Source organism: Brevundimonas sp. CEF1, assembly GCF_051353055.1.
Classification (GTDB): domain Bacteria; phylum Pseudomonadota; class Alphaproteobacteria; order Caulobacterales; family Caulobacteraceae; genus Brevundimonas.
This window is the reverse complement of sequence record NZ_CP195593.1, coordinates 3,337,600-3,351,952: the sequence shown is the minus strand read 5'-3', so window position 1 is coordinate 3,351,952 and position 14,353 is coordinate 3,337,600. Positions and strand designations below refer to the sequence as shown.

At 69.5% G+C, this 14,353-nt stretch carries 12 protein-coding genes; 9 read left to right on the top strand and 3 right to left on the bottom strand.

Translation table 11 applies throughout. The features are described from left to right. Positions 1 to 8: 8 nt before the first annotated feature. Positions 9 to 1,139, top strand: a complete 1,131-nt coding sequence (hemW, locus tag ACR9FL_RS16760) for a radical SAM family heme chaperone HemW (RefSeq protein ID WP_436356458.1) — start codon at positions 9 to 11, stop codon at positions 1,137 to 1,139. 1 nt (position 1,140) lies between these two features. On the opposite strand, the gene ACR9FL_RS16755 is transcribed toward hemW, so the two are convergent. After that, positions 1,141 to 1,830 (bottom strand): alpha/beta hydrolase, encoded by a 690-nt coding sequence (locus ACR9FL_RS16755; RefSeq protein WP_436356457.1) that lies wholly within the window; start codon positions 1,828 to 1,830, stop codon positions 1,141 to 1,143. 121 nt (positions 1,831 to 1,951) lie between these two features. Between ACR9FL_RS16755 and rsmI the strand changes: the two genes are divergently transcribed. The 8 genes from rsmI (at position 1,952) to ACR9FL_RS16715 (ending at position 10,874) form a co-directional block, all read left to right on the top strand. After that, the gene (rsmI, locus tag ACR9FL_RS16750) at positions 1,952 to 2,827 is read left to right on the top strand and encodes a 16S rRNA (cytidine(1402)-2'-O)-methyltransferase (RefSeq protein WP_436356456.1); all 876 of its coding nucleotides are present in this window, start codon (positions 1,952 to 1,954) and stop codon (positions 2,825 to 2,827) included. A 65-nt stretch (positions 2,828 to 2,892) separates the two neighbouring features. After that, positions 2,893 to 3,252, top strand: coding sequence for a YraN family protein (locus ACR9FL_RS16745; protein ID WP_436356455.1), 360 nt, complete (start codon positions 2,893 to 2,895; stop codon positions 3,250 to 3,252). Continuing rightward, positions 3,249 to 4,061 carry a SirB1 family protein gene (locus ACR9FL_RS16740; protein ID WP_296177774.1) on the top strand — a complete coding sequence of 271 codons (813 nt, stop codon included), beginning with the start codon at positions 3,249 to 3,251 and terminating at the stop codon, positions 4,059 to 4,061. Before ACR9FL_RS16745 ends, ACR9FL_RS16740 begins: the two co-directional genes overlap by 4 nt. Positions 4,062 to 4,223: 162 nt before the next feature. Beyond that, entirely contained in the window at positions 4,224 to 5,174 is a 951-nt protein-coding gene (gene gshB / locus ACR9FL_RS16735) for a glutathione synthase (protein WP_436356454.1), read from the top strand. Between the two features lie 25 nt (positions 5,175 to 5,199). Next, complete coding sequence (locus ACR9FL_RS16730; RefSeq protein ID WP_436356453.1) at positions 5,200 to 5,886, top strand: hypothetical protein; 687 nt, start codon at positions 5,200 to 5,202, stop codon at positions 5,884 to 5,886. Between the two features lie 77 nt (positions 5,887 to 5,963). Beyond that, positions 5,964 to 7,550: a YifB family Mg chelatase-like AAA ATPase gene (locus ACR9FL_RS16725; RefSeq protein ID WP_436356452.1), complete on the top strand. Its 1,587-nt coding sequence runs from the start codon at positions 5,964 to 5,966 to the stop codon at positions 7,548 to 7,550. Positions 7,551 to 7,605: 55 nt separating this feature from the next. Continuing rightward, a complete protein-coding gene (locus ACR9FL_RS16720; RefSeq protein WP_436356451.1) occupies positions 7,606 to 9,150 on the top strand; it encodes a response regulator in 1,545 nt (514 codons plus the stop codon). A 44-nt stretch (positions 9,151 to 9,194) separates the two neighbouring features. Then, positions 9,195 to 10,874 (top strand): AmpG family muropeptide MFS transporter, encoded by a 1,680-nt coding sequence (locus ACR9FL_RS16715; protein WP_436356450.1) that lies wholly within the window; start codon positions 9,195 to 9,197, stop codon positions 10,872 to 10,874. A 64-nt stretch (positions 10,875 to 10,938) separates the two neighbouring features. Here the strand turns inward: ACR9FL_RS16715 and ACR9FL_RS16710 are convergent, their stop codons facing one another. Further along, complete coding sequence (locus tag ACR9FL_RS16710; protein WP_436356449.1) at positions 10,939 to 13,218, bottom strand: NADP-dependent malic enzyme; 2,280 nt, start codon at positions 13,216 to 13,218, stop codon at positions 10,939 to 10,941. 212 nt (positions 13,219 to 13,430) lie between these two features. Continuing rightward, positions 13,431 to 14,318: a diaminopimelate epimerase gene (dapF, locus tag ACR9FL_RS16705; protein WP_296175704.1), complete on the bottom strand. Its 888-nt coding sequence runs from the start codon at positions 14,316 to 14,318 to the stop codon at positions 13,431 to 13,433. Positions 14,319 to 14,353: the final 35 nt, after the last annotated feature.

The window sequence follows — 14,353 nt, the reverse complement described above, 5'->3', positions numbered from 1 at the left end:
CCAGGGATGTGGCCCTTTACGTCCACTGGCCCTACTGCGCCCGCATCTGTCCCTATTGCGACTTCAACGTCGTGCGCGACCGAGGAAGGGTCGAGGAACAGGCCGGGCTGGTCCAGGCCATCCTGGCCGACATGGAGGCGCAGAGCCGCCTGGTCGGGCCGCGTCGTCTGGCCTCCATCTTCTTCGGCGGCGGCACCCCGTCTCTGATGCCGCCCGAGGCCGTGGCGGCGGTGATCGCGCGGGCCAAGGCCCTGTTTCCTCCGGCGGGAGACATAGAGATCACCCTGGAGGCCAATCCCACCGACGCCGAGGCGGGCCGCTATGCCGCACTGGCCGTCGCCGGGATCATCCGCCTGTCCATGGGGGTGCAGTCGTTCGACGACGCCGCCTTGAAATTCCTCGGCCGCGACCATTCGGCGGCGGAGGCGCGCCGCGCGGTGCAGACGGCGGCCAGGGCCTTCGCGCGCCTGTCCATCGACCTGATCTACGCCCGGCCGGGGCAGTCCGTGGCCGACTGGACGGCGGAGCTGACCACGGCGTTGGACCTGGGGTTCGAGCACGTGTCGCCCTATCAACTGACCATAGAGCCGACGACGGCCTTTGGCCGCGCCTTTGCGCGCGGAGCCCTGACCCCGCCGGACGAGGACCTGGCCGCGTCTCTCTATGAGGCCACGCAGGCGGTGCTCGAGGGGGCGGGGTTCGAGGCCTATGAGGTGTCCAACCACGCCCGCGACGTGGCGGCGCGGTCCAGCCACAACCTGCACGTCTGGCGCGGCGGCGACTATCTGGGTCTCGGTCCCGGGGCCCACGGACGGCTGACGCTGAACGGCGAGCGGACGGCGACCGTCGCCCACCGTCGCATCGCCGACTATGTCGAAGGGGTCGCGCACGGATCGCCCTGGGCTGAGCGCGAGGCCCTGGATGCGTCTGGCGCCGCCGAGGAGTTGGTGCTTCTGGGCCTGCGCACCGTCGAGGGGGTGTCTCTGGCGACGCTGGCGGCGCTGGACCTGTCGGATCAGACCGGCCCTTTAGCCGACCTGATCTCTGATGGTTTTCTGCAACTGCGCCAGGGTCGGGTCGCAGCCACGGCGACCGGCCGTCCGGTGCTGGACGCCGTGCTGCGGACCCTGCTGACCTAGATCAGATCGCCGCGACGGCTTCCTCGATCAGGTCGCAGATCTCGACCGGGTGCGAGGCCAGGGAGGCGTGGCTGGCGTCCAGGGTGATGACCTTGCGGGCGTTCATCCGCGCCGACATGCGCGCTTGGTTGGTCGGGGCGATCATGTGGTCCTGGCTCGAGATCTGATACCAGCAGGGCTTGGCCTTCCAGGCGGGCGCCGTGACGGCGTCGCCGAAGGTGGTGGCCAAGGGCGCCTTCTGCGTTACAGCCATGACCAGGGCCTCGTCCGCCGTCAGGTCCTGACAGAAGCTCTCGTGGAATTTGTCGGGCTTGACCCACAGGTAGCCGTCGCTGTCGGGGGCCAGGTTGGGGGCGGCGACCGGCGGGTCTTCCTGGGTGATGCCGCCGGGGCTTTCGCCGGCGTCGGGGGCGAAGGCGGCGACATAGACCAGGCCCGCCACGTTCGGCAGGTCGCCCGCCTCCGACAGCACCGCCCCGCCGTAGGAATGGCCGACCAGGATGACGGGGCCCTCCTGCTGGCGCACCATCTTGCGCACCCGCTCGGCGTCGTCGGCCAGGGCGGTCAGCGGCATCTCGACGGCGTGCAGCGAGGTGTAGCCGCGCCGGCTCAACTCGGTGATGACCTTGGCCCAGTGGGCGGCGCCGCCCCAGAAGCCGTGGACGAGGACGATGGCGGTGGATTTGGACATTGGTGCGTTTCCCTAAGCTTTGCGGTTTCTGCGCCGCTTGGACACATGAGCGCCTCAATCTGAACCGGGTTCCCGGAACTGGCGGGTTTCGCGACAGGGTGACGCCCTCTAGGATGAGGTCATGTCTTTCGACGCCTCTCTCTTCCCGCCGACCGCCCCGCCCGCGCGCTCCGTCGCGCCCGGCCTCTATCTGGTGGCCACGCCCATCGGCAATCTGCGCGACATGACGCTGAGGGCGCTGGACGTCCTGGCCGCCGCCGACCTGGTCCTGGCCGAGGACACCCGTGTCACCGCCAAGCTGCTGACCGCCTATGGGCTGCGCGCCAAGCTGGAGCGCTGCGACGACCACGCCTCCGCCCGCGCCGCCGAGATCGCCGTCGAGCGGCTGAAGGCGGGTGAGGTGGTGGCTTTGGTCTCGGACGCCGGCACGCCTCTGGTCTCGGACCCCGGCTATGTCGTGGCCCGCGCCGCCATAGCCGAGGGCCTGCCGGTCCACCCCATCCCTGGCGCCTCCAGCCTGCTGGCCGCGCTGTGCCTGGCGGGTCAGCCCGCCGATCGGGTGCTGTTCGCCGGCTTCCTGCCGCCCAAGTCGGGGGCGCGCAAGACCATGCTGGAGGAGTTGCGCACCGGGCGTCAGACCCTAGTCTTCTTCGAGAGCGGCCCGCGCCTGAAGGACAGCTTGACCGACATGGCCGAGGTCCTGGGCGACCGCCCCGCCGCCGTCACCCGCGAGCTGACCAAGCTCTATGAGGAGGCCGTGCGGGGAACCCTGTCCGAACTGGCCGCCGACCCGCGCTGCGACGCGCCCAAGGGCGAGATCGTCGTGGTTATCGGCCCTGGCGAGGCCGAGGTCGCCAGCGCCGCCGACGCCGATGCGGCCCTGGCCGAGGCCCTGACCCGCCTGCCGCCGGGCGAGGCCGCCGCGGAGGTGTCCAAGGCGCTCAATCTTCCCAGAAAGCCCCTCTACAAGCGGGCGCTGGAAATGCAGGGGCGGTGAAGCCCCGCCTGCGGCCCCCGCCGTCGCCGCCTCGCCCGCAAAGGGGCTGGCGTCGGGCCTTGGGCGTGCGGTCGCATCGCCAGGGCCACGGGGCCGAATGGATCGCCGCCGTCTGGCTGATGTTCAAGGGCTATCAGATCCTGGCCTTCCGCCTGAAGGGGCGGGGCGGCGAGATCGACATCCTGGCCCGACGCGGCCGCACCTTGGCGGTGGTCGAGGTCAAGCGACGTCGCACGATCGAGGCGGCGATCCTGGCGCTCGGCCCGGAACAACACGGTCGTCTGGCCGTCGCCGGCGCCGCCGTGGCCCGAAGCCGGCCCTCGTTGCAGGGGTTGAACCTGCGGATTGATATGGTGGCGCTGGCTCCCGGACGATTTCCGCGTCATCTTCGCGGCGTGACGACCACAGGAACGGACATCGCGTGACCCGCGACGACGCCGAGACCATTCTGACCCAGGCGGGAACCGCCCAGGACGACGGCTTCCCGCTGCTCGACTGCGCCATCGCCTGCGCCATCCACGACTATCCTTTCCGCGATCCCGAGCCGGTCCGGCTGCTGGCCGATCAGGCCGCCCAGCGGGTCAAGGAACGCGCGTCCAACGAAAGTCCCGACGACGCCCTGGCCGAGACCATGGCCTGCGACCTGCGTTTGAACGGCGATCTTCTCAACTATGATCATCCGGGCAACACCGACGTCATCGACGTGGCCGAACGGCGGCGCGGCCTGTCGGCGGCCCTGGTGGTCTTCTATCTGGACGCGGCGCGCCGGGCGGGGCTGAAGGCGGCGGCGGTGGACTTCCCCGGCCACGTCCTTCTGCGTGTCGAGACGCCCGAGGGGCCTGTGGCGCTGGATCCCTTCAGCCAGGGTCGTTTGGTTCTGCCCAGCGAACTGACGCGACGCGCCCTGCTGGCGGGGCTGACGCCCCACGTGGCCGACCGGCTGGACCTGTTGATGGCGCCGGTCAGCGATCGTCAGGCCTTGATCCGTCTGCAGAATGTTCTCTTCACCCGGGCCCTGCTGGCGGAGGACTATGAGGGCGCCGAGCGCTCGGCCTTGCGGCGCGCCCTCCTGGACCCGGAGGATCACCGGCCCTGGCTGGACGTCGCCGCGGCGCGCGAAAAGCAGGGTGCCCTGACCGGGGCGCTGCAGGCCCTGTCGCGCGCCCGCGCCATCGACGGTCCCGCCGACGCCCATCGCGCCAGCATGGACCGGGTGCGGATGCGCCTGAACTGAAGCGTGGCCTTGCGGCGGGCGTCTGACGCCCTCAATTAGGCAGGGACGGCGCTTCGGCGCTCAAGCCGCGAGCGTCCGCGACGCGAGCATAGCGAACTAAAACTAGCTCAAGCCGCGAGCGTCGGCGGCGCGAGCGATAGCGCCCCTTACCAAGGACTACCCATGCTGAAAGTCGCCATCCAGATGGACCCGCTCGAGGCGGTGAACGTCGAGTCCGACACGACCTTTCTGATGGCCCTGTCGGGTCAGGCGCGCGGCCACAGGCTGTGGATCTACGACTTCCGCACCCTGGCCCTGGACGAAGGCCGCCTGTTCTGCCGCGCCCGTCCGGTGACGGTGAACACGGTCCAGGGCGAGCACGCCGACTTTGGCCCCGAGGTCGTTCTCGACCTGGCCGAGGATGTGGACGTCATCCTGATGCGTCAGGATCCGCCCTTCGACATGGCCTATGTCACCGCCACTTATCTGCTGGAGCGGGTGCATCCGAAGACCCTGGTGGTCAACAACCCGGCCGAGGTGCGCTCGGCCCCCGAGAAGCTGATCGCCACCCTCTTCCCCGGTCTGCAGCCGCCGACCCTGGTGTCGTCTGACCCGGTCGCCCTGGTCGACTTCCATCGCCGTCACGGCGACGTGGTGCTCAAGCCCCTGCACGGCGCCGCCGGCTCGGGCGTGGTGCGGCTGAAGGCCGACGACCCCAATCTGGAAGCCCTGATCGAGATCCACGCCGCCGGATCGCGCGACCCCCTGGTGATCCAGAAATTCATCCCCGCCGTGTCCAAGGGCGACAAGCGCATCATCCTGATCGACGGCGAGGCGGTCGGCGCCATCAACCGCATCCCGGCCAAGGATCAGGTGCGCTCCAACCTGCGCGTCGGCGGCACGGCGGCCCCGGTGGAACTGACGCCGCGCGACCTGGAGATCTGCGCCGCCATCGGCCCCTATCTGAAGGAACGCGGCCTGATCTTCGTCGGCATCGACGTAATCGGCGACTACCTGACCGAGATCAACGTCACCTCCCCCACTGGGGCCCAGCAGTTGCTGAAATTCAGCGGCGTCGATGCGACAGCCTTGATGTGGGACGTGATCGAAAGGAAGACGCGCGAGGCCCTTTAGGCCGCGCATGACAGGAGGGGACCCCATGACCAGAATGACGATTGTCGGGACGCTGGCCGGCCTGGCTCTGCTGATCGCCGCGCCGGCGATGGCGCAGGACGCCGGGCCGAAACGCCCGTCGCTGGAGGCGCTGGAGCGGATCATCGAGACCCGCACGCCGCAGACGCGCGTCGAGACGCCGGACCATGAGCGCATCACCGCGCGACGCATCGACATCGTCGACGCCGACGGGACCATCCGCATGACCCTGTCGGGGGCCACGCCCGCCCCCATCATCGACGGCATTCAGTACAAGCGGGCCTTCAACGTGGCCGGTCTGATTCTTTATGACGACAAGGGCAGCGAGCGCGGCGGCTTCGGCACCGCTGACGTCGACGGCGGCATGGCTGTGCTGGCGCTGGATCATCCGGCCATGGACGCCATCGGCTGGCGCGTGTCGCCGGACGGCGCCGTCAGCTTCGTCATCAACCAGGCCCCGCCTCTGATCCGTGAGCCGGGTCTCGGCGACGCCCTGACGCCGGGCGTGCAGACGCCGACGCGGATGCGTCTGTCGGTCGCCGCCGACGGCACCCCCGCCGTGGCCCTGTCGGACAAGAACGACAGGCCGCGCGTGCGGATGACGGTGACCGAGGAAGGCTTCGGCGCCATCCAGTTCCTCAATGCGGCGGGCGAGGTGATCCACACCCTGGCGCCTGAGGCCGGGTTGCCTTGATGCGCCTTAGATAACGGCGCTCTTGCTATCCATTTAAGTTCGTGATTTGTTCTCTTTTGGTCAGCGGGAGGGAGCCCATGGTCGCGCGGGTGGTGACGGTCGCATTCGACGGGGTCGAGGCGCGGCGGGTGGATGTCGAGGTGCAGCAGGTGGCGACGCCCGCCGGGGCCTTCGCCATCGTCGGCCTGCCGGACAAGGCAGTGGCCGAAAGCCGTGAACGGGTGCGCGGCGCCTTCGCCGGCATCGGCCTGGCCCTGCCGCCCAAGAAGGTCATCGCCAACCTGGCGCCCGCCGACCTGCCCAAGGAGGGCAGTCATTTCGACCTGCCTATCGCCCTGGCCCTGTTGGCCTCCATGGGGGTGATCGCGCCTGATGCCCTCGACGGCTGGGCGGCGGTCGGGGAACTGGGGCTGGACGGCCAGATCGCGGCCGTGGGCGGAACCCTGCCGGCGGCCATGGCGGCGGGGGCCATGGGGCTGGGCCTCATCTGTCCCGAGGCCAATGGCCCCGAGGCCGCCTGGGCGGGCGACACGGCCATCCTGGCACCGCGCTCGCTGATCGGCCTGATCAACCACTTCCGGGGAACCCAGGTGCTGCGCGCGCCCGAACCCGGCCCGGTGACGGCGGGCGGCGCGGTTCCCGACCTGCGCGAGGTCAAGGGTCAGGAAAGCGCCAAGCGGGCGCTGGAGATCGCCGCCGCGGGCGGCCACAACCTGCTCTTCATCGGCCCGCCCGGCTCGGGCAAGTCGATGATGGCCCAGCGTCTGCCGGGCCTCTTGCCGCCGCTGACGCCTCAGGAGTTGCTGGAGACCTCCATGGTCTGGTCGGTGGCGGGCCTGATCGATCGCGGCGCCCTGACAAGGGACCGGCCTTTTCGCTCGCCGCACCATTCCGCCTCCATGGCCGCCCTGACCGGCGGGGGTCTGCGGGCCAAGCCGGGCGAGGCCTCCCTGGCCCACAACGGCGTCCTCTTCCTTGACGAACTGCCCGAATATTCGGCCCAGGCGCTCGACAGCCTGCGTCAGCCGCTGGAGACGGGCGAGATCGTGGTGGCGCGGGCCAACGCCCATGTCCGTTATCCGGCGCGCTTCCAACTGGTGGCGGCGATGAACCCCTGCCGCTGTGGTCTGGGCGGGGCCGGGCGCGGCGCCTGCGGCAAGGCTCCGCGCTGTCAGCGCGACTATCAGAACCGCATCTCCGGCCCCATGTTCGACCGCATCGACCTGACGGTGGAGACCCCGCCGGTCACCGCCGCCGACATGGCCCTGCCCGCCCCCGCCGAGGGCACGGCCGAGGCCGCCGCCCGCGTGGCGAACGCCCGCGCTCAACAGGAGGAGCGGGTGCGCGCGGCGGGGTTCGATCCCGACAAGGCGCGCGATCAGGCTATCAACGCCCGCGCCTCGGGCGAGACCCTGGATCGTTTCGCCGCGCCGGATGACGCAGGCCGGGCCCTGCTGATGCGGGCGGGCGAGGCCGGGGGGCTGACGGCTCGGGGTTGGACGCGGACGCTCCGGCTGGCGCGCACTATCGCCGACCTGGACGGCTCGACCGGGGTGCTGCGTCGGCACGTCGCCGAAGCCCTGATGTATCGGCGCACCACCGTCGGGGCCCAGGGCGATTTCGACCGTCAGACCGCGCATCGCAGCGAAACACCCGCCTTCTGAGACCTGAAACCCTCGTTCGGCCACGCTTAACCCTTTGGGCGCTAGGCTGGCGCTCATGGGACAGGCACGCAGAACGCACGCATCGACCGAGATCACGCCCGCCGCCCCCCCCGGAGCGCCGTCCGATGCGCCCGAGCAGCAATTCCTGCGCCTGATGAGCCACGAGATGCGCACCCCCCTGAACGGGGTGATCGGCATGCTGGGCCTGCTGTCGCGGACCAAGTTGGACGGCGCCCAGCGCGCCTATGCCGAGGCGGCGCAGAAGTCGGCCGAACACCTGTTGGGCCTGGTCAACGACCTGCTGGACTTCGCTCGTCTGGAAGCCGGGGCCTTGGAGTTCGATCCCGCCCCCGTCGATCTGGAAGGCCTGGCGCGCGGCGTGGCCGAACTGCTCAGTCCCAAGGCCCACGACAAGGGGCTGGAGATCGTCTGGTCGGTCGCCGCTGATGCGCCCGACGTGGTCGCCGACGAGGGCCGCCTGCGTCAGGTCCTGTTCAACCTGGCCGGCAACGCCGTGAAATTCACCGACCGGGGCGGGGTTCGCCTGACGGTCGAGCGCGCCGGCGGAACCGCCGCGCGCCCGCGTCTGGCCTTTGTCGTGGACGACACCGGCCCCGGCGTGCCCGAAGAGGCGCGCAGCCGCATCTTCGACGAGTTCGGTCACGCCGACGCCTCGGACGCCGCCCGTTTCGACGGCGCCGGTCTGGGTCTGGCCGTGGTCCGTCGTCTGGCCCAGGCCATGAGCGGCACGGTCGTCGTGAGCGATCGGCCCGACGGCCCCGGCGCGCGCTTCCGGTTCGAGGCCCCCTTCCCCGTCGCCGAGACTGCGCCGCGCGAGCGTCCGCTGGACGGGGTGGTGGTGGCTGTGCGCACTCCTGATCCCTTCGTGCGTCAGGCGGCGAGCGCGCAGATAGAGGCCTCGGGCGGCCGCGTCGCGCGCCAGGCGGGCGTGACCCTGATCGACCACGCCGCCGCCGAGGACGGCGCCCTGATGGTCAAGCCGTCGCAGGGCGAGGCTGTCATTCTGCTGAAACCGAGCGAGCGCGATCTGGTCGACCGCTATCGCGCGGCGGGCTTCCACAGCTATCTGATCAAGCCGCTGCGCCGGGCCTCGCTGGCCGAGCGGGTGCTGGCCGCCGCCGGCCGACGCAAGGGTCTGACCGTCGCGGTCGGACGGGGCCAGGACGACGACCGCGTCACCCCCGTCGCCTTCAAGGGGCTGCGGGTCCTGCTGGTCGAGGACAATCCGGTCGGCGCCCTCCTGGCCAAGACCCTGCTGCGCCGCGAGGGCTGCGTGGTCCAGACGGCGGCCGACGGGCATGAGGCCCTGCAGACGCTGAAGGACGCCCGCTTCGACCTGATCTTCATGGACATGCGGATGCCGCGTCTGGACGGACCGGGCGCGGCGCGGGCCCTGCGGGCGCGCGGCGAGCGCACCCCCATTGTGGCCCTGACCGCCAACGCCTTCGCCGAGGACCGCATCGCCTGCCTGGAGGCGGGCATGAACGATCACCTGACCAAGCCGCTGGAGGCTGACGCCCTGCGCGCCGCCCTGACCCGCTGGACGAACGTCGGCAACCGCGCCAAGGTCGGGGCCTAGTTCCCACGACCGCCCGTTTCCGGCGGCGTACGCCGGAGAGCCGCATGACCGACACGAAGATGCCCGCTTCCGAGGTCGCGGCCCTGCAGCCGTCGCCGAAAGGCCTGGGCGTGCTGAGGGCGGCCTTCCGCGAGCGGCGCACCCTGGCCATGCTGCTGCTGGGCTTCTCCGCCGGCCTGCCCTTCGCCATGCTGTTCGGCACCCTGAACGCCTGGCTGTCGGACGCGGGCGTCTCGGTGGCCACCATCGGCGTCCTGTCCTGGGTGGGGCTGTTCGGCGCATTCAAGTTCCTGTGGTCGCCCTCGGTCGGTCTGACCCCGCCGATCATCGGCAGGATGGGGCGGCGTCGATCGTGGCTGATCCTGTGTCAGGTGGTTCTGGTCGGCGCCCTGCTGACCATCGCCCTGTCGCATCCGGGCACGGGGGCCATCGCCATGCTGGCGGGCGCGGCGGCGCTCGGCGCCTTCGCCTCGGCGACCCAGGACATCGTCATCGACACCTGGCGGATCGAGGTCGCCGATGAGCGGGTGCCGGTCGATCTGCTGTCCACCGTCTATCAACTGGGCTTCCGCACGGCAGCCCTGGTCGGCGGCGCCGGCGCCCTGGTGCTGGCGGATCATCTCGGCTGGTCCTCGACCTTCGTCATCGGCGCGGGCCTGATGGGCCTCGGCCTGCTGGGGACCCTGATCGCGCCCGAGCCCAAGCCGGCGGCCCAGCAGGCCATCGCCCGCGAGCGCATCGGCTCGCCGCGTCTGCGCATGATCGCCCTGGCCGCCACCCTGATGGCCTGGGCCTGGGCCGCCTTCATGCTGATCCGCTTCATGGTCACGGCGCTGAGCGTCACCCCGGCGCCGAGCGCGGGCGAGTTCACCGCGACCTGGGGGCCGTGGATCGTCGGCGGGGCCGTCATCCTGCCCGCGTTACTAGCCGGACTGATCGTCTGGCGCGGCGGCAAGACCGCACCGGTGGCGAGCGAGCGCGACGCCCCGGCCCTGGTCAACACCCTCTATGACGCCATCCTGGCGCCCCTGGTCGAACTGATGGGCCGTCTGGGCTGGGGCGCGGTCATCGTCCTGGGCCTGATACTGACCTATCGCATCACCGACGGCGTCTGGGGGCCGTTTGCCTTCCCCTTCTACATGGGCGACACCGGCGGCGCCCTGGGTCACACCAAGACCGAGATCGCCCTGGCGTCCAAGACCTTCGGCGTGGTCATGACCATTCTCGGCATCGGCCTGGGCGGTTGGGCGCTGTTGGTCATCGGCCGTATGGCCAGCCTGCTGCTGGGCGCGGCCCTGTCGGCGGCGACCAACCTGCTGATGATGGATCTGGCCCTTGGGGCGCCGGTCATCCATCCCTTCATGACGGCGACCGGCCTCTACAAGCTGTTCGGCCTCTTCCATGTCGGCGAGCCCCTGGCACGCTTGATGCTGGCCATCGCGGGCGAGAACATCGCCGGCGGCTTCGCTGGAGCCGCCTTCGTCGCCTATCTGTCGGCTCTGTCGAACAAGATGTTCGGCGCGGTGCAGTTCGCCGTCTTCACCTCCCTGGCCCTGTTGATCGGCACCCTGGGGCGCGGCGCGCTTGGCGAACTGATCGAGCGTCAGGGCTATGCGTCCATGTTCGTCATCGCCGCCTGGCTGGGCCTGATCGCCGTCGTCTTCTGCGCCCTGGAGTGGGTGCGGCAGACCTTCGAGCTGCGGCGCTTGAAGCGGCAAGCCTAGGGCCCAAACGCAAAGAGGCGGCCCGAAGGCCGCCTCTCCACGTCTTACGGGCGGTGATGAGCCGTCAGTCTTCGACCGAGGCGCCCTCGGCGTAGGCAGCGAAGGTGGCGGCGGTGATGATCTCGTTGACCGAGGCGCCCAGGGGCACGATCTGCACCGACTTCTCCAGGCCGACCAGCAGCGGGCCGATCACCGTGGCGCCGCCCAGGGACTGCACCAGACGGGTCGAGATGGCCGCCGAGTGGATGGCCGGCATGACCAGGACATTGGCGTCGCCGGTCAGGCGCATGAAGGGATAGTTGGCGCGGGCTTCGGGGTTGAGCGCCAGCTCGGGCGGCATTTCGCCTTCGTATTCGAAGTCGACGTCCATGCTGTCCAGGATGCGGATGGCCTCGCGGACCTTCTCGCCGCGATCGCCGGGCGGGTCCCCGAAGGTCGAGTAGCTGAGGAAGGCGACGCGCGGCTTGCGGCCCAGCTTCTTGACCGTGCCGGCGGCCTTGATGGCGATCTCGGCCAGTTCGGCGGCGTTGGGCAGTTCGTGGATCGAGGTGTCGGCCACGAACAGGGTGCGGCCCTTGGCCAGCAGGATCGACAGGCCGATCATGCGGTCCGTGACGTCGAGGACGCGACGGACCTCCTTGAGGGCCATGTTGAAGTTGCGGGTCACGCCGGTGACCATGCAGTCGGCCTGACCGCGCGCGATCATGGTGGCGCCGAAGTAGTTGCGGTCCTGGTTGATCATGCGCTGCACGTCGCGACGCAGATAGCCGCGACGGTTCAGGCGCTCATAGAGCCAGTCGGTGTATTCGACATTGTGGCCCGAGGTGCGGGCGTTGACGATGTCGATGCCCAGTTCGTCGAAATTCAGACCGGCTTCCGCGGCGTTCTGTCGGATCAGGTCCTCGCGGCCGACCAGGATGGGCGTGCCCAGCTCGGCCTGCTTGAAGGCCCAGGCGGCGCGGATCACAGACTGCTCCTCGCCCTCGGCGAAGACCACGCGCTGCTTGGGTCCCGAACGCACGGCCGAGGAGATCTTCTGCATCAGGGCGGCGGACGGATCGACCCGCTGCTTCAGCGAGATGCGATAGGCGTCCATGTCGGCGATGGGCTTGCGCGCCACGCCGGTCTCCATCGCCGTCTGGGCGATGAAGGGCGGGATGTACCAGATCAGGCGCGGGTCGAACGGGGTCGGGATGATGTATTCCGGGCCGAACTTCAGCTTGCGGCCGCGATAGGCGGCGGCGACTTCGTCCGGCACGTCCTCGCGGGCCAGGGCCGCCAGGGCGTGGGCGCAGGCGATCTTCATCTCGTGGTTGATCTGACGCGCGCGCACGTCCAGGGCGCCGCGGAACAGGTAGGGGAAGGCCAGGACGTTGTTGACCTGGTTCACATAGTCCGAGCGGCCGGTGGCGATGATGGCGTCCGAGCGCACCGACTTGACGTCTTCGGGGGTGATCTCGGGGTCCGGGTTGGCCATGGCGAAGATGATCGGATTGGGCGCCATGGAGGCGACCATCTCCTTGCTGATCGCGCCCTTGGCTGACAGGCCCAGGACCACGTCGGCGCCGACCATGGCTTCTTCGAGGGTGCGCAGGGGCGTGTCGGTGGCGTGCGCCGCCTGCCATTGCGAGACGTTGTCGCGGCCCTTGTAGATCACGCCCTGGCGGTCGCAGATGACCGTATTCTCGGCCTTGACCCCGGCGGCCTTCATCAGGGCGATGGACGACAGACCTGCCGCCCCGGCGCCCGACAGGACGACCTTCAGGTCTTCCAGCTTCTTGCCGACGATATGGGCGGCGTTGATCAGGCCGGCGGTCGAGATGATGGCCGTGCCGTGCTGGTCGTCATGGAAGACGGGGATGTCCAGCAGGTCTTGCAACTGGGCTTCGATTTCGAAGCATTCGGGGGACTTGATGTCCTCCAGGTTGATGCCGCCCCAGGTGTCGCCGATGTTCTTGACCACGGTGACGAACTCGTCCGGGTCGGTGGTCTTCACCTCGACGTCGAAGCTGTCGACGTCGGCGAAGCGTTTGAACAGGACGGACTTGCCTTCCATCACCGGCTTGGACGCCATGTGGCCGAGGTTGCCCAGGCCCAGGATGGCGGTGCCGTTGGAGATGACGGCGACCATATTGCCCTTGGACGTATAGTCGTAGGCCTTGTCCACGTCCTCGGCGATGGCCAGGACCGGCACGGCCACGCCGGGCGAATAGGCCAGCGACAGGTCGCGCTGGGTCGCCATGGGCTTGGTCGGGGCCATGGAGATCTTGCCCGGCGTCGGCGCGTTGTGGAACTCCAGCGCGTCGTCGTCGGAGAAGGTCTGTTTGTCGGTCAATTCGGGCATTTCGATCTCGGGAAGGGCAGGCGCCTTCTGTTCCTAGATCGTGGGACGTGGCGGGACAACCGCTGACGCTACGTCAGGAGAGATTGCCTAGAGCCTGATCGGTAGAGGTGGAATCGCTTCGCGATTCCGCCGATGCCGTGAATCAGGCTTCAGGATTGATGCTGGAGCGAATATCTGAGTTCAGATGCGATCGCATCTGAACCGATTTCGCTCTAGACCTGTGGCAGAAGCCCCGTGCGCTCGACCTCGACCGGGCCGGTCATGAAGACGTGACCGGACGCCTCGTCCCAATCGATGCTGAGTTCGCCGCCATCGACGACCACGGTGGCCTTGCGCTCGGTCAGGCCGCGCCGGGCCGTGGCCACCAGGGCGGCGCAGGCGCCGGTGCCGCAGGCCAGGGTCAGGCCCGCCCCGCGCTCCCACACCCGCAGGCGGATATGGTCGCGGTCGATGACCTTGGCGAAGCCGACGTTGACCCCTTCGGGAAACAGCGGGTGATGCTCGACCAGCGAGCCGGAACCGCGCACGAAGGCGTCGTCCTGCTGGTCGGTGAAGAAGACCACATGGGGATTGCCCATCGAGACCGCGCCGGGCGTATGCAGCAGGGGGGCGTCGATCGGTCCGACCTGAAGCTCGATGCCGCGCGTATCCATCTCCTCGGACAGGGGCACCTGATCCCAGTCCAGACGCGGCGCGCCCATATCCACAGTCACTTGGTGGGCCGCGGTCGTCGACCCTTCGGGATCTCCCGACCCGCCGCGGCCTGGCGCCCGCCGCGCCGTCGTCGGCCCGCCCAGGGTGTCGATCACCACCTCTTCCTTGTCTGTGGCCTCCAGCAGCAGCCAGCCGACGCAGCGCAGGGCGTTGCCGCAGGTCTCGACCATGGAGCCGTCGGCGTTCCACACCCGCATGAAGGCGTCGGCGCTCTCGGACGGTTCGACGCCGATCAGCTGGTCGAAGCCGCCCAGGCCGGCGGCCGGGTCGGCCAGGGCGCGCACCTCAGCCTCGCTGGGGTGGAAACCCTCCTCGAAGGCCTGGACGACGATGAAGGCGTTTCCGGCGCCATTCATGCGGATGTAGGGGCGAGCAGCCTGGGTCATGACCGCCTTCATATAGGATTTTTCGCCGGTTCATG

Bases quoted from the DNA above. Each gene is read 5' to 3' on its own strand.
- ACR9FL_RS16755 (WP_436356457.1), bottom strand. From the start codon at position 1,830: ATGTCCAAATCCACCGCCATCGTCCTCGTCCACGGCTTCTGGGGCGGC.
- rsmI (WP_436356456.1), top strand. From the start codon at position 1,952: ATGTCTTTCGACGCCTCTCTCTTCCCGCCGACCGCCCCGCCCGCGCGC.
- gshB (WP_436356454.1), top strand. From the start codon at position 4,224: ATGCTGAAAGTCGCCATCCAGATGGACCCGCTCGAGGCGGTGAACGTC.
- ACR9FL_RS16730 (WP_436356453.1), top strand. From the start codon at position 5,200: ATGACCAGAATGACGATTGTCGGGACGCTGGCCGGCCTGGCTCTGCTG.
- ACR9FL_RS16725 (WP_436356452.1), top strand. From the start codon at position 5,964: ATGGTCGCGCGGGTGGTGACGGTCGCATTCGACGGGGTCGAGGCGCGG.
- ACR9FL_RS16720 (WP_436356451.1), top strand. From the start codon at position 7,606: ATGGGACAGGCACGCAGAACGCACGCATCGACCGAGATCACGCCCGCC.
- ACR9FL_RS16715 (WP_436356450.1), top strand. From the start codon at position 9,195: ATGACCGACACGAAGATGCCCGCTTCCGAGGTCGCGGCCCTGCAGCCG.
- ACR9FL_RS16710 (WP_436356449.1), bottom strand. From the start codon at position 13,218: ATGCCCGAATTGACCGACAAACAGACCTTCTCCGACGACGACGCGCTG.
- dapF (WP_296175704.1), bottom strand. From the start codon at position 14,318: ATGACCCAGGCTGCTCGCCCCTACATCCGCATGAATGGCGCCGGAAAC.